This window comes from Candidatus Halobonum tyrrellensis G22 (assembly GCF_000495475.1).
Classification (GTDB): Archaea; Halobacteriota; Halobacteria; order Halobacteriales; family Haloferacaceae; genus Halobonum; species Halobonum tyrrellense.
The window spans coordinates 115,914-136,231 of the sequence record NZ_ASGZ01000060.1; the positions used below are offsets into that span (position 1 = coordinate 115,914).

Sequence of the window (20,318 nt, forward strand, 5' to 3'; positions counted from 1 at the left end):
CGTGGACGACGACGATGCCCTCCGATACGAGTACGAGCACCGACCCGTCGGACCGCACCGACGTGGCCGACTCGCCCGACTCGCCGGGACCGACCCGGCGGACCGACGGCGGACGCGGGACGGACGACTCGCTGACCGAGGCGGACGTCGAACGGATCACGCGTCGGGTCGTCCGCGAGGAGATCGAGGAGTACGACCGTCGGAGCGGGTCGATCTGGACGATCCTCGCGGGCGTCGTCGTCGGCCTGTTCGTACTGCTTCCGGCGTCGAGCCTGTTCCTCTCGTCGCTTGCGGACGCGGGCGTCCCGGTGCCGGTCGTCGCCGGACTGGGACTGCTCGCGGCGGCCGCGCTGGTGGCGTACGGCTGGCGGCTGCCGCCGTTCCGCTGAGCCGCCCCCGTCGATACCCGCCCTTCGAGTCGGTCGGGTCGCGTGACTGCGACCGCCGGTGGCTCCGACCCGGGCGGACCGCGCTTCGGCGTCTCCCCGCCGTCGACTACGCGTGACACCCACCGACGCGAGGCGAGCGTCGTCGGCGTTCGGGCGAGTTCGGTCGGTCTCTTCCCGCTGGAACCGTCCGGAGGCGATCCGCCGTGACCGGCGGTACGCCCCGTTCGTCGCGACCGGGTGTTCGTCGCGACGTGTCTCGGCGTGTGAGACTCACCCGTCCGACCGCTCACCCGCGAGACCGCGACGCGAACACTGGGGCGTCCGAGGGAATCGAGTTCAGAAGTCGCCGAGCGCCGACTGCTCGGCGGCGGCCAGGAGGTCGTCGCAGGTGCTCCACGACCGGCGCGCGCCGTCGGGCAGGTCGCCGTGCGCGCGGACGTACTCGCGGAGGAACGCTCTGGTCGTGGGATCGGAAGGGTAGCCGCTGCCCACGTCGGCGTCGTGCCGGTCGGCGAGCGAGGCCACCCGCGCGTCGCGTTCCACCTTGGCGACGACGCTCGCGGCGCCCACGACCGGGTACGACTCGTCGGCGCGGTGTTCGGCCGTCACGGTCACCTCCGTACCGGTGTCGGCGACCGCCTCGCGGACCCGCCGGCCGAACCGCGCGGCGTCGACGTCGCCCGCGTCGACGGTCAGGCGGTCGCCCGCGTCGGCGACGGCCGCGGCGGCCTCGGCCTGCGCCGCGACGGTCAGCGAGTTCATGTCGGTCGCGGGGTCGTCGATCCGACCCACCCCGACGACGCCGACGCCGACCCGAATCTCGGGGTCCCCGCGGAGGCGGGTCGCCATCTCCTCGCGCCGGGCGGGCGCCACCCGTTTGGAGTCGTCCACGTCCGCTGGGAGCGCGTCGGGGTCGGCGCGGACCGCGGCCGCGACCATCGGGCCGAGCACCGGTCCCTTCCCCGCCTCGTCGACACCGACGACGATGCGTGACACGGGGTGACCGTCGCCGACGGTCGGCTAAGCCGTTTCGGAGTGGGTCGCCGAGCGAGCGACCGACGGGAGCGAACGAGGCGACGGAAGGACGGCGGCGAGGTCCGTGGGCCGAGCCGCCACCGAACTAGAAGAGCGACCGACGGGAGCGAACGAGGCGACGGATAGCCGGCGTGCACGAATCGCGGTGCGATTCGTGCGCTCACGAGAGCAGTGATCTCGTGAACGGCGAGGTCTGTGGGCCGAGCCGCCACCGAAGCTAGAAGAACGGACGACCGGCGGGAGCGAGCGAGGCGATGGACGGGAGCGACACGGCCGGGCGCGGCGACTCCGCTCAGGCGGTCGCGGCGTCGAGCGCCTCGGCGAAGACGTCACACACCTCGTCGACCTGCTCGCGTTCGATCACCAGCGGCGGCAGGAAGCGGACGGTGCTCCCGTCGCGCCCGCCGAGTTCGACGACCACCCCGCGGTCGAAACAGGCCGAGCGGACCCGCTCGGCGAGGGCGGCGTCGGTGGGGCGGGCGCCGTACTCGTTCGGCTCCGCGTCGGCGTCGACGAGTTCGACGCCGAGCATCAGCCCCCTCCCCCGCACGTCGCCGACCGCGTCGCGCCCCTCGCCGATCCCCTCCAGTCGGTCGAGGAACCGCTCGCCCACGTCGGCGGCGTGACCCGGCAGGTCCTCGTCGACGATGTACTCGATGGTCGCGCGGCCCGCGGCCATCCCCAGTTGGTTGCCGCGGAACGTGCCGGTGTGTGCGCCCGCCTCCCACGCGTCGAGCCGTTCGTCGTACAGCACGACCGCGAGCGGAAGGCCGCCGCCGACCGCCTTCGACAGCGTCACCACGTCCGGCGTGATGCCCGCGCGTTCGAACGCGTACGTCGTCCCGCACCGGCCGAGTCCGGCCTGTATCTCGTCGACCACGAGCGGCACGTCGTGTTCGCGCGTGATCCGGCGGACCCCGCGGAGCCAGTCGTCCGAGGGGGGGAGCGTCCCGCCCTCGCCCTGGACGGGTTCGACGAACAGGCCCGCGGGGTCGGTGACGCCGCTTTCGGGGTTTTCGATCACCTCCTCGATTCGCCGGAGGATGGCGTCCTCGCCCGCCTCGCCGCCGAGTCCGAGCGGCGGTCGGTAGTCGTACGGGTACGGCAGGTGGTGGACGTCGCCCATCAGGTTGGGGATCGGCTCCTTCGCGGCGGTGTCGCCCGTCAGCGACAGCGAGCCGTGGGTCATCCCGTGGTACGCGCCCTGGAAGGCGAGCAGGCTCCGGTTGCCGGTCGCCGTCTTGACGAGTTTGGTCGCCGCCTCCACCGCGTCCGTGCCCGCGGGGCTACAGAACTGTACCTTCGCGCGGTCGGCGAACTCGTCGGGGAGGCTGTCGAACAGCGCGTCGACGAACCGCTCCTTGACGGGCGTGGTGATGTCGAGCGTGTGGAGCGGCCGCTTCGCGTCGAGCGTCTCGCGCATCGCGTCGACGGCGACCGGGTGGTTGTGTCCGAGCGCGAGCGTCCCGGCGCCCGCGAGACAGTCGTAGTAGCGGTTCCCGTCGACGTCGACGAGTTCGACGCCCTCCGCGCGGTCGATAGCCATCGGGAGTCCGCGGGGGTAGGTGCGCGCGCTCGACTCCCGGTCCGCCTGCTGGCCGAGCAGCGTCTCGTTGGTGTAGCCGTGGCCGTCGTCCATGAGGGGGTTCCGAGAACGGGCGGGAAATCGATAGGCGCTGGGGTGGCGGAACGCCGCGACGGGTTTCGGCCGCGGCGGTCGGGACGGAACGGCCGACCGGCGGCCTGCGCCTCGCCGGGCAGTCGGCCCCCGACCGACCGCCGGACGGCGGTTCCCGCCCGGCCGAACGCGTCCGTCGGGTCCGACTGACGGTCAGTCGACGAAGAACTCGTCGTCCTCGAACGGTTCGTCCTCGCCTTCGACCGCGAGCACGTCGAGTTCGCTCACCGTCGCGCCGACGCCGAGCAGACCCGCGAGGCTGGGTTCCGTCCGGCCCTCGTCGCCGGATATCAGCTCCTTGATGTAGAGGCCGCCCTCGCCGTGGACCTCGACGGTGGCGTGGCGCGCGTCGACGAGTTCGCCCGACACCTCGTGTGCGACCCGGATGCGGGTCTTGCCCGCCCGGCGGTGGTCGACGCGGTTCGGGGTGTACTGTTCGACCGTCGCGCCGTCGAGTTCCGTCAGCGCGTCGGCGAGTTCGTCCGCCTCGACGTCCGCGTCGAACGCGACGGCGGCGCGGTAGCGCTTGCTCGCGTCGAGCCGCTTCACCCGCTCGACCATCCCGTGGGTACAGCGGCGTAGCCCCTCGACTTCGACCTTCCCCTCGGCGAACGCGTTGACGTCCGCCTCCAACCGCCCGACGTCGATGTCGCGGCGGCGGGGCTCGTCCACCTCGACGACGAACGGCCGGCCCGTGCCGAGCATCAGCGCGTCGACGTCCTCCCTGCCGGCGCCGTGGAAGGTGGAGTCGACGCCGTCCATCACGTCCTCGACGACCGGCGCGGTCAACTGCTCGACGCTCTCGGGGTAGAGGTAGCCCGTCCCCTCGCACGTCTCGCAGACGCCGCCGTCCGCGCGGCCGGTGCCGTGACAGTCCGAGCAGGGCCACTCCGTCTGGGGGATGTCCCGCTCCAGTTTGCGGTACCGGCCGTAGACGAACGCGGAGTTGACCGTCGTCTCCACCGTGTCCTCCGCGACGTCGAGGAGGAACTGCACGTCCGGGCGCTCGAACTCCACCTCCGCGCCCGTCAGCCGGCCGAACCGCTTGCCCACCTCGCGGTTGAACTCCTTGCGGAGCGGTTCGCCCGCGTCGGAGTCGAGTCCCGCGTCCGCGCGGAACAGGTCGCCGTTCTCCTCCAACAGCGGCGGGACGCGCGTGCCCACCTGGTAGCTGTCGAACTCGACGCCTTCGACGGCGGCGGCGGCGCGGTCGGCCCAGTCGTCGAAGTCGGCGCAGACCCCCTCACACACCCAGCAGTCGGCGGTGTCGGCGGGTTGGAAGTCGGCGTCGTCCGCGAGCGCGACCGCGGTCCGGAGGCCGCGGCCCCGTTCGTCGTCGCCGAGGCCGAACGAGCGGTCGGCGAACGGGCGGCCGAGACAGTTGTCGCAGACCGGCCCGGTGGCGAGCAGGTCGCGGGCCGCCGCGAGGAGGCGAGCGTCGTCCATGCCGCCCCTCGTCGGGGCGCCCACTACCCTCTTTCGTTCGCCGGGTCCGACCCGCCGGCGTGTGCCGGCACCACCGCGGGGCGTACCGGCGGCCGGGCGGAACGTGGTCGGGACTGTCGACCACGGCGGCACGTCGACACGTCCACGGTCGGTCGACGGGGCGGGCGGCGCGGAGGGGTCGGCCGTGTGGGTGTCCGGACGCGTCAGCGGGGTGGTCGGGGGTGGGTCGGCGGGCCGCGTCCGACGGCGTCCCGCGCCCCGGTCAGAGCGCGTCGGCCGCCGCGCCGTCGGCGGGGTCGGGCGGCACGCTCCGCACCGCGGCGACGCTCACGTCGGAGACGCCGAACGCGTCGTCGAAGGCGGCTTCGAGAGCGGTCGCGTCGGCGTCGCCGTCGGCGTCGACGGCGAGCGTCGCCTCCACGTCGACCGTGAGGTCGTTGAGACCGGGCCGGATGCCGCGGAGGTCGACCGACTCGACGCCGCGGACGGCGTCGATGCGGCGGAGTTTCGTCTCGACGCCCGCGGCGAGGTCGCCGGGGGCGGAACGCGACACTGCGACTGTCATGCTGGCGTCGGCCAGTCGGCTGAGTTGGACCGACATACGCTCCCGGCGCGGGTCGAACGCGCCAGTCGGCCACTCCTCGCGCCGGGGCGCGAGTCGTTCCGGGGGAGTGGCCGCGTTCGCCGACGAGCGTGGGCGACACCGAACGGTAGGGGATGTAGAGAAGTCCGCCTCCGTTCGGGCGTACACCCGACGCGCGCCGGCTTACGCGGCGATGGAGGCGGACGGTACGTGGAGCCGAGTCCCCGTCTCCCCGTTCGCGTCGGCCGCTGCCGCCGCCGGGAAGGACCGCCACCCACCATAGCCGTCGCTGCCGAAGGCGGCAGACACGGCGATGAGTGCGGTGACGGGCATGGGTGACTCGTTCGACTCTCGTCGTACTCCACCGATGTCACCCGTCCAACTTAACGTTTCGCCAGCAGTGTCAACCGGTCACACGGCTGTGCGTTACCGGAATTTCTCGCCGGACCCCCGGCCTGCAGACGCCGACCGAAGGGCTTTCCGACCAAACCCGCTTGCTGAACTCACAATGCCGGAGTGTGTTACCTGTGGGATCACGAGTAGTGGGAGGTCGAATCACGGCCGGCGTACGGTCGACGCCCGGCGGAACGGGCGGGACCACTCGGTCGCGTCAGGGAGCGCGGATTCCGAGTGACGACGAGATACGGTCGCGAACGGGAGGACGAACGGAGCCCCGGCCCGGCGGCCGAGGAGGCCGACGAGGTCGACGAGGACGACCTGGTGCGGACGGAGGACGGCGAACTCATCGACGAGGAGTCCGGGCTGGTCGTCGAGGAGGACAACGTCGACCGGGGACCGGAGTGGCGCGCGTTCGACGCGACCGAGCGCGACGAGAAGAGCCGCGTCGGGTCGCCGATGACCCAGACGATGCACGACAAGGGGCTGACCACGAGCATCGACTGGCGCAACCGCGACGCGGGCGGCAGCCAGCTCAGCGCCGAGAAGCGCTCGCAGGTCCAGCGGCTCCGAACCTGGCAGGAGCGCATCCGCACGCAGGACGCCGGCGAGCGCAACCTCCAACTCGCGCTCTCGGAGGTCGACCGGATGTCCTCGGCGCAGGGCGTCCCCAAGTCGGTCCGGGAGGTGGCGTCGGTCATCTACCGGCGCGCACTCTCGGAGGACCTCATCCGCGGCCGCTCCATCGAGGCGATGGCGACGGCGTCGCTGTACGCCGCCTGCCGCCAGGAGGGGATCCCCCGCTCGCTCGACGACTTCGTCGGCGTCGCGCGGGTCGAGCGCCGCGAGATAGCGCGGGCGTACCGCTACATCTCGGGCGAGTTGAGCCTCGAACTCAGGCCGGTCGACCCCGCCGAGCACGTCCCGCGGTTCTGCTCGGAACTCGACCTCTCGGACGACGTGGTGCGGCGCGCGAAGGCGATCGTCGAGGAGACGACCGCACAGGGGCTCCACGCGGGCAAGTCGCCCACCGGCTTCGCCGCGGCGGCGATCTACCTCGCGTCGATGCTGTCGAACGACAAGCGCACCCAGTCGGAGATCGCGGACGTCGCGGACGTGACCGTCGTGACGGTGCGCAACCGCTACAAGGAGCAGATGAACGCACTCGACGTCGGCGACTTGTAGCCGGCTATCATCGATGAGTTACGGACGAATATCCTTTTGGTTACACTCTAAAGACGAACAGGCGATCCCGTGTTGACGTTACGACGGTACATCGACCGGCTGAACGCCCCACCTCGGACGCTCGCGGTGTTAGAACGCGGGCCGGAGGAACCGACCCACCGGATGCTCGCGGGCCTGTTCGACGAGCAGGCGGTCGAGGTGGAGGTAGCGACGACCGACCTCCCGGACGCCGGGGGTGACGCCGTCGCACTCATCGAGGACGGCGATCTGGTGGCCTCCTCGCCGATGGCCGACCTCGAAGAGGCCATCCTGTTCGTCAACTCCGACCTGTACACGACCGGCACTCGAAAGCTCGCGGACGCCGACCTACCCGAGGTGCTCACCCGGCTGTCGGACGCGCGCTTCTCGCTGCGCGGCTACCCGCTGGCGCACAAGGAGAAGCTCCTCCTGATCGCGGTGTCGAGACAGATCGAACTCCGGGCGTACCGCGCCGGGAGCGGCACGCTCCGATCGTCGTTCCAGCGGCTCTCGCGCATCGAGGACGAACAGGGCACCCGCCGCGTGTACGAGGCGCTCGGGTCGACGGACGTCGACGTCCACGTCTACGGCGAACCCGACGCGAACCCCGCGGCGAGCATGCCCGTCACCGTCCACGAGGGGTACGGCGACGGCTACAGCGACTCGTGGTTCGTCGTCTTCCGCCCCGACGGGGCGAGCGGGGCCGACGCCGCGGGCGCGACGGACGCCGACGCGGAACGCGACGACGGGGGGGCGGCGCTGGTCGCACTGGAGACATCGCCGCGGGTGTGGGAGGGGTTCTGGACCTACCGGCCGGACCTGGTCGCCGACATCGACCGGACGATCCGCGAGTCGCTCTGACCCGAGTTTCGAATCGAAACGCTTGAGACGCGGCGGACGAACGTCGTGCGCATGAGTGACACGCTGGTCGTCCGCGGCGGGACGGTCCACACCCAGACCGACCGCGGAACCGTCGAGGGGGACGTACTCGTCGAGGACGGCGAGATAGCGGCCGTCGGCGACGTGGACGCGCCCGACGGCGCGACGGTGGTCGACGCCGAGGGGTTGGAGGTGACGCCCGGACTGGTCGACGCCCACAGCCACGCGGGGATGGCCGAGTGGGGCGAACCCGAGGACGGCGACTTCAACGAGGGGACGAGCGCGACAACGCCGCACGTCAACGCGCTCGACGGGTTCCACCCCCGCGACGAGGAGTTGAAGGGCGCGTTCCAGAACGGGGTCACGACCGTCTCCGCGCGGATGGGGAGCGGCAACGTCATCGGCGGGGTCATCTGCTCGATGAAGACGTACGGGCTGACCGCCGACGGGATGTTGATCCGCGAGGACGGCATGAAGGCCGCGATGGGCGAGAACCCCAAGCGGTTCCACGGCGAGGAGCACGACCGCCAGCCGTCGACCCGGCCGGGCGTCGCCGCCACCCTCCGGGAGTCGTTCATGGCCGCCGAGGACTACGTCGACGCGCGCCGACGCGCACGCGAGGAGGGCGACCCGTTCGAACGCGACCTGGGCAACGAGAACCTCGCGCGCGTACTGGAGGGTGACCTCCCGCTGCGGGTGCACGCCCACCGCGCGGACGACATCATGACCGTGTTCCGGGTGGCCGAGGAGTTCGGCATCGACGACCTCTCGGTCGAACACGCGACCGAGGGCCACGTCGTCGCCGAGGAGTTCGCCGAACGGGACGTGCCCGCGGTCGTCGGCCCCTCCTTCTCGTCGGCCTCGAAGTACGAACTCCGGAACATCACGTTCGAGACGCCGGGGCTGCTCCACGAGGCGGGCGTCACCGTCGCCATCCAGACGGACGCGCCCGTCCTCCCCCAGCAACACCTCGACGTCTGCGTCGGCCTCGCGGTCCGGGAGGGCCTGCCCGCGGAGGCGGCGCTCGACACGGTGACGACCAACCCCGCGGAGATACTCGGCATCGAACACCGCGTGGGCACGCTCGCGGAGGGGACGGACGCCGACATCGCGGTGTGGGACGGCCCGTTCTACGAGGTGGACAGCCGGACCCGGCACGTCGTGGTCGACGGCGAGCACGTGTTCGACCGCGACGCCGACAGCGTCGACCCGCGCGAGGCGTACGAGTGGTAGGCGCCGCGACGCCGGGTCCGGGTCGGGGCCAGGATATCCGCAACCGGGAGCCTCACCACCCCGGCCGGTCGAGCGTGGGTGTGAGTCGCACAGCGAACCGGCCGGGCGCGCCCGCCGTCGCGCCGTGAGCGGCGGCGACGCGAGCGCCGCGGCCGGCGGAGACGACCCGACCGGCGCCGACGACGCCGCGGACCCCGCGTTCGACGAGCGGGAGGTGCGGACGGTCGTGTTGAGCCTGGTCGCGGGCGTCTTCTTCGGCGGGGTGGGCGGCGGCGTCGCGTTCCCCACCATCCCGACGCTCGGGACGGTGCTGGGTATCGCGCCGCTGCTGGTCGGCGTCATCCTCTCGATCAACCGGTTCACGCGCCTGCTCATGTCGACGCCCGCGGGCGACGTGCTCGACCGGGTGGGGACGCGCCGGCCGATGATCCTGGGGTTCTTCGTCCAGGGACTCGCGCCGTTCGGCTACCTCCTCGGGTTGAACCCCCCGTTCGGGCTGAGCCACGCCGCGGTGTTCCTCGTCGCGCGCGCGTCGTGGGGCGTCGGGTCGGCGTTCGTGTTCGTCGGCGCGTTCGCGACGGTGACCCACGTCACCACCTCGGAGAACCGCGGCCGGTGGGTGGGGTACATGCGCGGCGGGCAGAGCCTGGGGTTCCCGACGGGGCTGGTGGTCGGCGGCCTCGTCACCGACGCGTACGGCTACGAGGAGGCGTTCGCCGTCGCGGGCGTCGCGGGCCTGTTCGCGGCGGTCGTCGCCTACCGCGTCCTCCCGAACGTCGCGCCCGACGTGGGCGGCGGGAGTAGCCTCCGCGAGATACCGGGACTGGTCGCCGCGGACGCGCGCATCGGCGCGGTCGGCGCGGTCAACTTCACCCTCCGCTTTCTGTTCGCGGGCGTGTTGCTCTCGACGGTCGTCCAGTACACCACCCGACACGAGATATCGCTGGGCGGGCTGGCGGGCACCGGCACCAGCGGGCTGGTGATGGCCGTCTCGGTCGTGTTCGTCTCCGTGACGACGCTCGCGGTCGGCCGGGTCTCCGACCGGGTCGGCCGGACCGCCACCGTGCTGCCGGGGTTGGGCGTGCTCGCGGCGGGGTTCGTCTGTACCGCGCTGGTCCCGACGGTCACGGGCGTCGTCGCGGGCGTCGGTCTCGTCGGTATCGGCGTCGGGATGACCGGCCCGTCACTGCTCGCGTACCTCGGCGACATCGCGCCCGGCGGCGACGTGGGGAAACTCGGCGGCGTCTACAACGTGTTCGGCGACCTGGGGTCGACGCTCGGCCCGCTGGTCGCGCTCCCGCTCGCACAGTACATCGGACTCTCGAACGAGTATCTCGCCTGCGCGGGGCTGGTCGTCGTGACGGCCGCCGTCGCCGCGTCGGCGCTCACCGCCGACCCCGAGACGGTCGAGGGCGTCCCCGCCGACGACTGAGACCGGACGCCGGCGACGCCGCCGGCGTCGCCCCGTCGTCCTCAGGGACCGGAGAGCTTCGAGAGCGCCTCGCTCACGTCGTCCCGGCGGACGTACAGTATCAGCAGTCCGAGCGCGAGCATCCCGACCCCCCACCAGACCGACTCGATCGGGATCAGCCAGAGGACGATGCTCACGATGCCGGACGTCACGAGCGACCAGCCGACGGTGGTCTGGTAGGTCACGGAGCGGTTTGTCCGCGGCCGCGTTTACGTCCGGTGGCCCGACCGTGTCATCCGATCGCAGGCCCGCCCGCGTCCGTCGCGCGACCGGACTGCCCCCTCGCCAACGCTTTTGTCGCCCGACCGCCACCGCCGCCCGTGACGCTCCTCTGTACCGGCTACGAGCCGTTCGGCGACCACGAGACCAACCCCTCGGGCGCGGTGGCCGACCGCCTCGACGGCGAACGGGTCGCCGGCCACCGGGTGGTCGGCGAGACGCTCCCCGTCGCGTTCGGCGACGCCGGCGAGCGAATGCGCGCGCTCCTCGCCGACCACGACCCGGCGGCGGTGGTGGCGACCGGGCTGGCGGCCGGTCGAGCGGCCGGTCTGTGTCGAGCGGGTCGGCGTCAACGTCGCCGACACGGCCGGGACGCCCGACAACGCGGGCAACGACCCGGTCGACGAGCGGGTCGACCCCGGGGGTCGCGACGCCTACCTCGCCACGCTCCCGCTCGGGCCGACGGTCGAGGCGTGTCTCGACGCCGGCGTGCCCGCGCGCGTGTCGAACACCGCGGGCACCCACCTGTGTAACGGCCTACTGTACGAGACGCTCGCGGCGCTCGACGGGTCGGGGACGCCCGCGGGCTTCCTCCACCTGCCGGCGACGCCGGCGGCGGCCGCCCGCGACGCCCTGGAGGCGGCCCGCGGGGGGTCGGTCGCGCCCAGCCTGCCGCTCGGCCTGTCCGCGCGGGCGGTCGAACTCGCGTTCGAGACGGCGCTCGACGCCCCGCGGTAGCCGCGGCTCCGCGGCCCCGTCCGGTCCCTCGTCCTCACTCGGCGTCCATCGCCGGCTCCTCGCCCGCCGACGCGCCCCGGGCGGGCGCGTCGGGCGCCCCGTCGGACCGCGCCCGCGCCCACGGGTCGGGCGCGTCGAGGACGTCGAGCGCCACCTCGCCCGCGTCCGTGATCCGGTATATCGACTCGTCCGTCACCGCCTCGACGTACGCCTCCGCTTCGAGCAGCGCGAGGCGCCGCTCGACCAACGGCGCGTGCAGGCCGGTGTTCCCCGAGACGAGCGCCGGGTAGTCCGCGCCCGCCTCGCGCAGGTGCCGGAGGATGCGCTCGTCGGCGTCGGTGAACTCGGGTGGCGACGACGGTCGCTGCATTAGCTACGATATGTGTTACCAAGATACAAGAGCCTGCCGACTCGCGCCGAGTGACTGTCGGAACGCCTCGGTCGCTCCTCGCTTCTTTCCGTCCGCTGCGGCCGGTTTTCGCTCGCCCGCCCGGTCGTCCCCGCCGCGCGCCGGGACCCGGAGGCTCATAAGCGTGTAACCGTACCCCCTCCGCATGCGACTACCGGACAGCGTAGTGGGTGACGCACAGACGAGCGGGTTCGCGTGGGCGACGCTCACGGAGCTCGTCGACGTCGGGAGCCGGATGGCCGGCCAGGAGGGCGAACGCCGGGGCGCCGAGGTGGTCCGCGACGCGTTCGAGCGGGCGGGGCTGGACGACCCGCACGTCGAGGAGTTCGAGATACCGGGCTGGTGGCGCGGGAGTTCGTCGCTGGTCGTCCACGAACCCCACGAGCGGACCCACGAGGGCCAACAGGACGTGCTCGCGCTCCCGGGCTGTCCGGCGGGCGAGGCGACCGGGCGCGTGGTCGACGTCGGCGACGGCACCTACGACGAGTTCGAACGGCGGTCGGCCGATCTCGACGGCGCTGTCGTGCTCGCGTCGTCGAACACGCCCGACGAGCACGACCGGTGGATCCACCGGATGGAGAAGTACGCCAACGCCGCCGAGTACGGCGCGAGCGCGTTCGTCTTCCGCAACCACGTCGAGGGGTCGGTCCCCCCGACGGGCGAGGTGGGCTACCACCAGCGGCCGGGACCCATCCCCGCGGTCGGCGTCTCCCGCGAGGTGGGGTCGCGGCTCGCCCGCTACGCCGAGACGGGGTGTGAGGTGACCGTCTCGGTCGACTGCCGGAACGAGCCGACCACCTCCCGTAACGTCGTCGCGGACGTGGGACCCGACACCGACGACGCGGTCTACCTCACCGCCCACGTCGACGCCCACGACATCTCCGACGGCGCGAACGACAACGGCGCGGGGTCGGCGCTGGTCGCGGAAGTCGGCCGCCTGCTGACGGACGTGGATCTCGACACCCGCGTCAGGCTGGTCACGTTCGGCGCCGAGGAGGTCGGGCTGTGGGGGGCGTACCACGCCGCCGAGACCGCGGATCTGGACGAGGTGAACTGCGTCGTCAACCTCGACGGCGCGGGGAGTTCCCGCTCGCTGCGGGTCGGGACCAACGGGTTCGACTCGGTGGGCGACGTGTTCGCCGACGTGACCGACGAGATGGACGCGCCGCTGTCGACGGGCGACACCATCTCGCCGCACGGCGACCAGTGGGCGTTCGTCCAGGAGGGCGTCCCCGCGGTGATGGCGTCGGCGGTCTCCGACGCCTCGGGCCGCGGCTGGGGGCACACCCACGCCGACACGCTCGACAAACTCGACTCGCGCGACCTCCGCGACGTCGCCACGCTGGTCGCCGAGGGCGTCGCCCGACTCGCGGACGACGACGTGGAGACCCCCCACCGGAGCCGCGCGGAGATGCGCGATGCGATCGACGAGGGGTACGAACAGGAACTCCGGATGGGCGGGCGGTGGCCGTACGGCGACCTGGAGTAGCCCGCCCGGCCGGAGTCGGACGACGGCGCCCGCACGGCGCCCTCGTCGACCGCCTCACCCGAGGTACTCTTCGAGTTCGCCCATCAGCTTCCCCTCGGCGCGCGCGAGGTGTTCCCACGCGGTCGTGGTCCCGATCCCGAGTTCGTCCGCGACGTCTTCGATCCCGGCGTCGCGGTCGTATCCGTAGTAGCCCGTCGCGACCGCGACCGCGAGCGCCTCGCGTTGGCGCGGGCTGAGGTCGCTCAACACCCCCAGCGGCTCGAACTGGGTCGGGGAGTCGAGGTCCCCCATCTCGACTTGCCGGACGAGTTTCACGTCGTTGCCGCGCGACTCGATGTGGTCGATCAGCGCGCCCAGATCGTCGTCCGAGTCGAGGTACAGCGTCCACCGCTCCCAGCCCGCCGAGATCACCGTCCCGACGCGGTGGTGGACGCCGTACTCGGCTAGGAGGTCGGCGATGCCGTCCCACGACGTCGCGTCGAACGTCAGCGCGACGTACACCCGGTCCTCGCCGAGCGGCGTCAGCGACTCGGCGGCGACGATCGACTCCGCCTCGCGGAACGCCTCGACGAACGAGGGGATCGCGTCCGGGTCGCCCGTGAGTTCGATGATCCGGCGGCGCTCCGCGCGGCGGCCGGTCATCGACGACACCGACCGCATCGTCACGTTCGGGTGTGACGCGCTCACCTCGCACTCGGGCTGGCCGTTGTGCCGGATCCGGAGCGTCGCCTCGCGCATCCGACCGGTGTACCCGCCCGACGGGGCCGTCGTCGACGGCGCCTTGCTTGTTGGATCTGCCACTCTACTCCCGAAACTATTCGGGATCACCTTCAACTTTGCGAGATAATACCACACTCGTATGGCATCGGACCAGATCAGTGACGAAGAGTTGAGCGGGCCGGTCGTCGACCGGCGTACGACGACGAAACTACTCGCGGCCGCCGGGCTCGGCGGGCTCGCCGGCTGCGCCGGCGGCGGCGGCGGCGACGCGACGACGGCCGCCTCCGAGACGAGCGAGGCGTCCTCGACCGACGGCAACGAGGAGTCGACGGACGTCGCGACCGACACGCCCTCGGGGGACGTTCGGGGCGGCCGGCTCCAGGCGGGCTGGTTCACGGGGAGCATCGACAACCTCGACCCGCCGTACATCGGCGTCGGCCAGTACTTCCAGGTCGCCGCGAACGTGTTCAGCGGGCTGGTCACGCTCAACGAGGACCTCACCGTCCGGGGCGACCTCGCGAACGACTGGACCGTCGAGAACGACGGCGCGACGTTCGTGTTCGACCTCCGCGAGGGGGTGACGTTCCACGACGGCTCGGCGTTCACCGCCGAGGACGTCCGGTACACGATCGACCGCACGATCAGCCAGGAGACGCCCGCGGCGGCGAAGCTGTCGTCGCTCCAGCCCGTCGACGACGGCGGCGTCGTGGTCGACGGCGACTACTCGGTCACGCTCAACTTCGAGGAGCCGCTCGCGCCCGCGCTGATCTACCTCTCGCGCGGGCCCGGCCGCGCCGCCACGATCGTCTCTCAGGAGGCGATCGAGGAGATGGGCGCCGAACAGTACGCGGTCGAGCCGGTCGGCACCGGCCCGTTCGAGGTCGCGGAACACAGCGTCGGCTCGGAGCTCGTCCTCGACGCGTACGACGACTACTTCGAGACCGACGAGGAGGGGACCGCGCTGCCGTACCTCGACGGCGTCACGATCACGCCGATCCCGGAGCCGTCGTCGATCGTGAACGCGCTGCGGTCGGGCGACATCCAGTTCGCGAACCTGGTCCCGCTCCAGAACGTCTCGCAGGTCTCGGACGCGAGCGAGGTCGACCTGCTGCAGGCGCCGGGGGTCAACTGGAACGGGCTGGCGATGAACCAGACCCGCGAGCCGTTCGGCTCCCGGCAGGTCCGCCGCGGGATCGCCAAGCTGATCGACACCGAGCAGTTCGTCGAGACGGCGTACTTCGGCAACGCGCTCGCGGCGGCCGGCCCGATCAACGCCGCGACCGCGTGGGTGTACCGCGAGGACAAGCCCGACGACCAGGCGTACGCCCCCGAGGAGGGCAAACAGCTGCTCGAAGACGCGGGCGCGGCGGGCGCGAGCTTCTCGCTCCTCACCACCGAGTCCGACCTCCGCGCGGCACAGGCGATGCGCCAGCAGCTCAACTCCGCGGGGCTCGACGTCGAAATCGAGCAGGTCACCTCCTCGACGTACTGGGACCGGACCGACAAGTCGAACCGCGACTTCGACGTGACGGTGATCGGCAGCGTGGGCGACCCCGACCCCGAGCAGTCGCTGTGGAACTTCTACCGGAAGGACGGCCCGTGGAACTACGTCGACTACCAGAACGACGAGGTCCACCAGCTGTTGGGCGAACAGCGCAGCCAACTCGACCGCGACGCGCGCGCCGAGACGCTCCAGGAACTGGAGGGCCTCCTGATCGCCGACACCCCCCACGCGTACCTCTCCCACCAGGACGACCTCGCGGCGATGCGCACCGAGGTCGGCGGCTTCACCCACGTCCCGTACATGCGCAACTTCCATACGGTCTCGTTGGACGAGTGACTCATGTGGCGGTACATCCTCAAACGCGTCGCGCACTCGGTGTTCGTGATGTGGCTCGTGGCGACCACCGTGTTCTTCGGGCTGCGCGCGATCCCCGGGGGTCCGGTCCGGGCGATGCTGGGCCAGGAGGCCACCCCGGAGGCGGTCGCCGCGCTGCGCGAGCGGCTGGGGCTCGACCAGCCGCTGCCCGTCCAGTACGTCGACTGGATGGGCGACATGCTGACGCTGGAGTTCGGTCGGAGCATCGTCTCGAGCGAGCGGGTCGGCACGATCGTCGCGCAGGCGGCGCCGAAGACGTTCTCGATCGCGGCGATCGGCGTCGCGATCGGCCTGCTGGTGGCGATCCCCGCGGGCGTCGTGGGCGCGACCCGGCGGAACGAGCCCGCCGACTACGCCGCCACCGTCGGCGCGTTCCTCGGCGTCTCGATGCCGTCGTTCTTCGTCGGCATCCTGCTCGCGATCGTGTTCGGCGTCTGGCTCGACTGGCTGCCGATCGTCGGCTACACGCCGCTCTCGGAGGGGGTCGTGCCGTGGTTCGGGAGCATCCTCCTGCCCGCGGTCGCGGTCGGGCTGCCGTACGCCGCGGGGGTGACGCGGATGATGCGGTCGGCGCTCCTCGAGACGCTCGACGCCGCCTACATGCGCACCGCGGTCGCGAAGGGCGTCGGCGGCCGGGTCCGACTGTACAAACACGCGATGCAGAACGCGCTGATCCCGGTGGTCACGGTCGCGGGCATCCAGCTCGCGCTCGTGCTCGGCGGGAGCGTGACGGTCGAACTCGTGTTCTCGATCCAGGGGCTCGGCCGGGTGTTGGTCAACTCGATCCTCGAACGCAACTACCCCGTGACCCAGGTCGCGATCCTGCTGGTGTCGGGCGTGTTCGTGTTCATGAACCTCCTGGTCGACATCACGTACACCGCGATCGACCCGCGGATCCGCTACGGGGGTGAGAACGCGTGACCGACGCCGGCGGGGGTGACGGCGCGTCGCCGGCCGACGGGGCCGCGGACGCGGCGACCGCCCGCCCCGACGGCGGGACGGGGTCGACCGACGGCGCGGGCTTCGGCATCTACGAGGGCGAGTTCGGGGCGGGCGAGGTCCCCCCCGAGTACGAGACCGAGTCGTACGTCGAGGAGCACCGCGGGATCGCCGACCGGGTGATCCGGACGCTCCTCGACGACCGGCTGGCGCTCGCGGGCGGGCTGGTCGTGGTCGCGTTCGTGGTAATCGCGGTGTTCGCGCCGTACGTCGCGCCGTACGGTCCCGAGGAGACGTTCGCGTTCATGAAGCCGCCGCTGACCAGTTCCGCCACCGGCTCGGGCGAGGCGTTCCACCTGCTCGGGACCGACTCGTTCGGCCACGACATCCTCACCCGGGTCGTCTACGGCGCGCGGGTGTCGCTTTTGGTCGCGCTCGCGACGGTCGCGGTCGCGTTCTCGATCGGCACGACGATCGGCATCGTCGCGGGCTTTTACGGCGGGTGGGTCGACTCGGTGTTGATGCGGTACGTCGACTTCCAGTGGGCGTTCCCCGAGATCATCCTCGGCGTGGGGATCATCGCGGTGATGGGCGGGCTGGGGGTGGTGAACGTCGTGATCGCGATCGGGATCGCGTTCATCGACGACTTCGCGCGTATCATCCGCGGCGAGGTGCTGTCGATCCGCGAAGAGGAGTACGTCACCGCCGCCCGCGCGGTCGGGATGGGCGACGCGCGGATCATGTTCAAGGAGATGCTGCCGAACGCGGTCGCGCCGCTGATCGTCCAGGCGACGCTGATGATCCCGCTGGCGATCCTCGCGGAGGCGAGCCTCTCGTTTCTGGGGCTGGGTGTGAAACCCACCACGCCGACGTGGGGGCTGCTGATCTCGGGCGGCCGGCAGTTCATCTCGCAGGCGCCGTGGATCAGCGTGATGCCGGGGCTGGCGATCATGCTGGTCGTCTTGGGGTTCAACACGTTCGGCGACGGCCTCCGCGACGCGTTCGACATCAGCCAGTCGGAGGTGGAGTGACGTGAGCGAGACCGAATCCGGCGAACGGGACGACACCGGCGACCCCGACGAGCCGACCGCCCCCGGCGACCGCGGCGGGCGGGCGACCGGGAGCGACGCCCCGCCCGACCGGGCTGTCGACCCGCTGCTCGAGGTCACCGGCCTGGAGACGCAGTTCCCCACCGACCGCGGGACGGTCGAGGCGGTCGCGGGGACCGACATCGACATCCGGCCCGGCGAGATCGTGGGGCTGGTCGGCGAGAGCGGGTCGGGCAAGTCGGTGCTCGCCGAGAGCGTCGTGGGGATGGTCGACGACCCCGGGCGCGTGGTCGGCGGGTCGATCTGCTTGCGCCAGGTCGACGTCGTCCGCGAACACGCCGAGCGGTTCCCCGACGCGGTCGTGGACCTGACCGACGCCGGCGCCGCGGCCGACGCGGCGGACGCGCGGACCCCGACGGCGGCCGCGGCGTCGACGCTGACCGGCGACGAGTTCGTCGCAATCGAGGAGCGCGACCCCGACGGCCGGATCGTCCGCGGGTTCGTCGACGTCCGGCGCGCGCCCGAGGCGGCGCTCGAACGCCTCCGCGGCGGGCGGGTGTCGATGGTGTTTCAGGACCCGATGAACTCGCTCAACCCCACTCTCACGGTCGGCGAACAGATCGCCGAGACCGTTCGCCTCCACCAGGACGTCGGCGAGTCGGTGTCGCTGCCCGCGGAACTGAAACGCAAGATCGTGGGCGCGGCGAAGAACGGGGCGGCGTGGCGGCGGGCGATCGAGATGCTCGAAGCCGTCGAGATCCCCGAGGCCGAGGCGCGCGCGTCCGACTTCCCCCACGAGTTCTCGGGGGGGATGCGCCAGCGCGCGATGATCGCGATGGCGCTGTCGTGCGAGCCCGACCTCCTGATCGCGGACGAGCCCACCACCGCCCTCGACGTGACCATCCAGGCGCAGATCCTCGACGAACTCGCGTCGCTGAAGGACGCGTTCGACACCGCGATCCTGCTGATCACCCACGACCTCGCGGTGGTAGCCGAGACGTGCGACCGCGTGAACGTGATGTACGCCGGCGAGATCGTCGAGCGCGCGTCCGCGGCCGAACTGTTCGCCGACCCCCAGCACCCGTACACCCGGGGACTGATCGCGAGCACGCCCCGGCTGAGCAGCCCCGAGGCCGCGGTCGACCCGATCGAGGGGAACGTGCCCGACCTGATCGACATCCCGTACGCGTGTCACTTCGCGCCGCGGTGTCCCGAGTCGGTGCGCGAGTGTTTCGAGGTCGACCCCGACTTCCGGTCGGTGGCGCCCGACCACGAGGCGGCGTGTCTCCGGCGCGGGAGCGAGGAGGAGCGGATATGAGCGCCGACACCGACGCCGACGCGGCGCCCGACGCCGACACCGGTTCCGGGTCGGTCGACGGGTCTCCCCCGGCCGGCCCGCCGAGGATCGTCTTGGAGGCGGTGAAACTCGAGAAGTACTTCGAGCAGTCGGACGGTATCGTCGACCGACTCCTCGGCGGCGGCGGCCGGGTCAAGGCGGTCGACGGGGTCGACCTCAGGCTCCACCGCGGCGAGACGCTCGCGGTCGTGGGCGAGTCGGGCTGCGGCAAGTCGACGCTGGGGCAGAGCCTGCTCAACCTCCACGCCCCGACCGGCGGTAGCGTCCGCTACCGGGGGGAGGACATCACCGGCCTGTCGGGGCGGCGGATGCGGCCCTACCGCGAGAAACTCCAGATGATCTTCCAGGACCCGCTCGCGTCGCTCAACCCCAGACAGACCGTCGGCGACATCGTGACCGCGCCGATGGAGGTCCACGGGATCGGCGACTCCGACGCCGACCGGCGCGAACGCGCGACCGACCTGCTCGAACGCGTCGGCCTGGAGGCCAACCACTTCGACCGCTACCCGAGCCAGTTCTCGGGCGGTCAACAGCAGCGGGTCGGCATCGCGCGCGCGCTCGCGGTCGAACCCGACGTGTTGGTCGCGGACGAACCCGTCTCCGCGCTCGACGTGTCGGTCCAAGCGCAGATCCTGAACCTGCTCGACGAACTCCAAGCCGAGTTCGATCTTTCGATCCTGTTCATCACGCACGACCTCTCGGTGGTGCGGCACATCGCCGACCGGGTCGCGGTGATGTACCTCGGCGAGATCGTCGAGACCGCGCCGACCGACGCGCTGTTCGCGGCCCCCGACCACCCGTACACCGAGTCGCTGCTGTCGGCGGTGCCGCGGATCGACCCGGAGGTGCGGACCGAGCGAATCTTGCTCGAAGGGACCGTGCCCTCGCCGCTCGACCCGCCCGCGGGCTGTCGGTTCCACACCCGGTGTCCCGCGGTGATCCCGCCCGCCGACTGGCCGGCCGACCAGCCCGCGTTCCGCCGGGCGTTCACCTTCCGCAACCGGGTCGAGGCCGGCGAACTCGACCCCGGCGCGGCCCGCCGTCGACTCGACGCCGAGGGGCGCGAGAGCGACGACGCCGCGGTCGCGCGTCACCTCGTCGAGACGTCGCTCCCCGGCGACGCCGCCGCGCTCCCGGCTGGCGCGCGCGACGCCGTCGAGTCGGCCGCGCGGGCGCTGGTCGACGGCGAGGCGGCCGACGCGCGGG

Annotated in this window: 18 protein-coding genes and 2 pseudogenes; 13 read left to right on the forward strand and 7 right to left on the reverse strand. The window is 71.9% G+C overall.

What is annotated here, in order from left to right:
- Window positions 1–14 precede the first annotated feature (14 nt).
- A complete protein-coding gene (locus K933_RS14730; RefSeq protein ID WP_023395543.1) occupies window positions 15–389 on the forward strand; it encodes a hypothetical protein in 375 nt (124 codons plus the stop codon).
- Between the two features lie 336 nt (window positions 390–725).
- Here K933_RS14730 and rnhB read toward each other — a convergent pair whose 3' ends face one another.
- The 4 genes from rnhB to K933_RS18045 all read right to left on the reverse strand — a co-directional run bounded on the left by rnhB (window position 726) and on the right by K933_RS18045 (window position 5,113).
- Window positions 726–1,376, reverse strand: a complete 651-nt coding sequence (rnhB, locus tag K933_RS14735; RefSeq protein ID WP_049947913.1) for a ribonuclease HII — start codon at window positions 1,374–1,376, stop codon at window positions 726–728.
- A gap of 340 nt (window positions 1,377–1,716) precedes the next feature.
- Entirely contained in the window at window positions 1,717–3,063 is a 1,347-nt protein-coding gene (locus K933_RS14740; RefSeq protein ID WP_023395545.1) for a diaminobutyrate--2-oxoglutarate transaminase, read from the reverse strand.
- Window positions 3,064–3,255: 192 nt separating this feature from the next.
- Entirely contained in the window at window positions 3,256–4,548 is a 1,293-nt protein-coding gene (locus K933_RS14745; protein ID WP_023395546.1) for a tRNA pseudouridine(54/55) synthase Pus10, read from the reverse strand.
- A gap of 262 nt (window positions 4,549–4,810) precedes the next feature.
- Window positions 4,811–5,113, reverse strand: a complete 303-nt coding sequence (locus K933_RS18045; RefSeq protein ID WP_152529843.1) for a hypothetical protein — start codon at window positions 5,111–5,113, stop codon at window positions 4,811–4,813.
- 648 nt (window positions 5,114–5,761) lie between these two features.
- Between K933_RS18045 and K933_RS14755 the strand changes: the two genes are divergently transcribed.
- The 4 genes from K933_RS14755 to K933_RS14770 all read left to right on the forward strand — a co-directional run bounded on the left by K933_RS14755 (window position 5,762) and on the right by K933_RS14770 (window position 10,274).
- Entirely contained in the window at window positions 5,762–6,712 is a 951-nt protein-coding gene (locus tag K933_RS14755) for a transcription initiation factor IIB (protein WP_023395548.1), read from the forward strand.
- A gap of 72 nt (window positions 6,713–6,784) precedes the next feature.
- The gene (locus K933_RS14760; protein ID WP_049947914.1) at window positions 6,785–7,591 is read left to right on the forward strand and encodes a DICT sensory domain-containing protein; all 807 of its coding nucleotides are present in this window, start codon (window positions 6,785–6,787) and stop codon (window positions 7,589–7,591) included.
- A gap of 51 nt (window positions 7,592–7,642) precedes the next feature.
- Window positions 7,643–8,842 carry an amidohydrolase family protein gene (locus tag K933_RS14765; RefSeq protein WP_023395550.1) on the forward strand — a complete coding sequence of 400 codons (1,200 nt, stop codon included), beginning with the start codon at window positions 7,643–7,645 and terminating at the stop codon, window positions 8,840–8,842.
- A 214-nt stretch (window positions 8,843–9,056) separates the two neighbouring features.
- The gene (locus K933_RS14770) at window positions 9,057–10,274 is read left to right on the forward strand and encodes an MFS transporter (RefSeq protein WP_049947915.1); all 1,218 of its coding nucleotides are present in this window, start codon (window positions 9,057–9,059) and stop codon (window positions 10,272–10,274) included.
- Between the two features lie 41 nt (window positions 10,275–10,315).
- On the opposite strand, the gene K933_RS14775 is transcribed toward K933_RS14770, so the two are convergent.
- Entirely contained in the window at window positions 10,316–10,498 is a 183-nt protein-coding gene (locus K933_RS14775; RefSeq protein ID WP_023395552.1) for a hypothetical protein, read from the reverse strand.
- 198 nt (window positions 10,499–10,696) lie between these two features.
- Here K933_RS14775 and K933_RS19270 point away from each other — a divergent pair.
- Together K933_RS19270 and K933_RS19275 are read left to right on the forward strand one after the other, a co-directional pair.
- Window positions 10,697–10,795, forward strand: a pseudogene (locus K933_RS19270) (peptidase); the annotation flags it as partial.
- A 121-nt stretch (window positions 10,796–10,916) separates the two neighbouring features.
- Window positions 10,917–11,270 (forward strand): annotated as a pseudogene (locus K933_RS19275) (pyroglutamyl-peptidase I family protein); the annotation flags it as partial.
- Between the two features lie 34 nt (window positions 11,271–11,304).
- Here K933_RS19275 and K933_RS14785 read toward each other — a convergent pair.
- Complete coding sequence (locus K933_RS14785; RefSeq protein WP_023395555.1) at window positions 11,305–11,640, reverse strand: hypothetical protein; 336 nt, start codon at window positions 11,638–11,640, stop codon at window positions 11,305–11,307.
- 184 nt (window positions 11,641–11,824) lie between these two features.
- Here K933_RS14785 and K933_RS14790 point away from each other — a divergent pair, with 184 nt between their 5' ends.
- A complete protein-coding gene (locus tag K933_RS14790) occupies window positions 11,825–13,168 on the forward strand; it encodes a M28 family metallopeptidase (RefSeq protein WP_049947902.1) in 1,344 nt (447 codons plus the stop codon).
- Between the two features lie 54 nt (window positions 13,169–13,222).
- Here the strand turns inward: K933_RS14790 and K933_RS14795 are convergent, their stop codons facing one another.
- Window positions 13,223–13,969 (reverse strand): helix-turn-helix domain-containing protein, encoded by a 747-nt coding sequence (locus tag K933_RS14795; RefSeq protein WP_235063452.1) that lies wholly within the window; start codon window positions 13,967–13,969, stop codon window positions 13,223–13,225.
- 58 nt (window positions 13,970–14,027) lie between these two features.
- Between K933_RS14795 and K933_RS14800 the strand changes: the two genes are divergently transcribed.
- From K933_RS14800 to K933_RS14820, 5 genes are all read left to right on the forward strand, one after another.
- Window positions 14,028–15,728, forward strand: coding sequence for an ABC transporter substrate-binding protein (locus K933_RS14800; RefSeq protein WP_023395558.1), 1,701 nt, complete (start codon window positions 14,028–14,030; stop codon window positions 15,726–15,728).
- 3 nt (window positions 15,729–15,731) lie between these two features.
- Window positions 15,732–16,688, forward strand: a complete 957-nt coding sequence (locus K933_RS14805) for an ABC transporter permease (RefSeq protein ID WP_023395559.1) — start codon at window positions 15,732–15,734, stop codon at window positions 16,686–16,688.
- Entirely contained in the window at window positions 16,685–17,737 is a 1,053-nt protein-coding gene (locus K933_RS14810) for an ABC transporter permease (protein ID WP_023395560.1), read from the forward strand. Before K933_RS14805 ends, K933_RS14810 begins: the two co-directional genes overlap by 4 nt.
- A 1-nt stretch (window position 17,738) precedes the next feature.
- On the forward strand, window positions 17,739–19,073 hold the full coding sequence (locus K933_RS18820) for an ABC transporter ATP-binding protein (protein WP_023395561.1): 1,335 nt from the start codon (window positions 17,739–17,741) through the stop codon (window positions 19,071–19,073).
- Window positions 19,070–20,318: ABC transporter ATP-binding protein (locus K933_RS14820; RefSeq protein WP_023395562.1), on the forward strand; the 1,249-nt coding region annotated here is incomplete at its 3' end. The genes K933_RS18820 and K933_RS14820, both read left to right, overlap by 4 nt.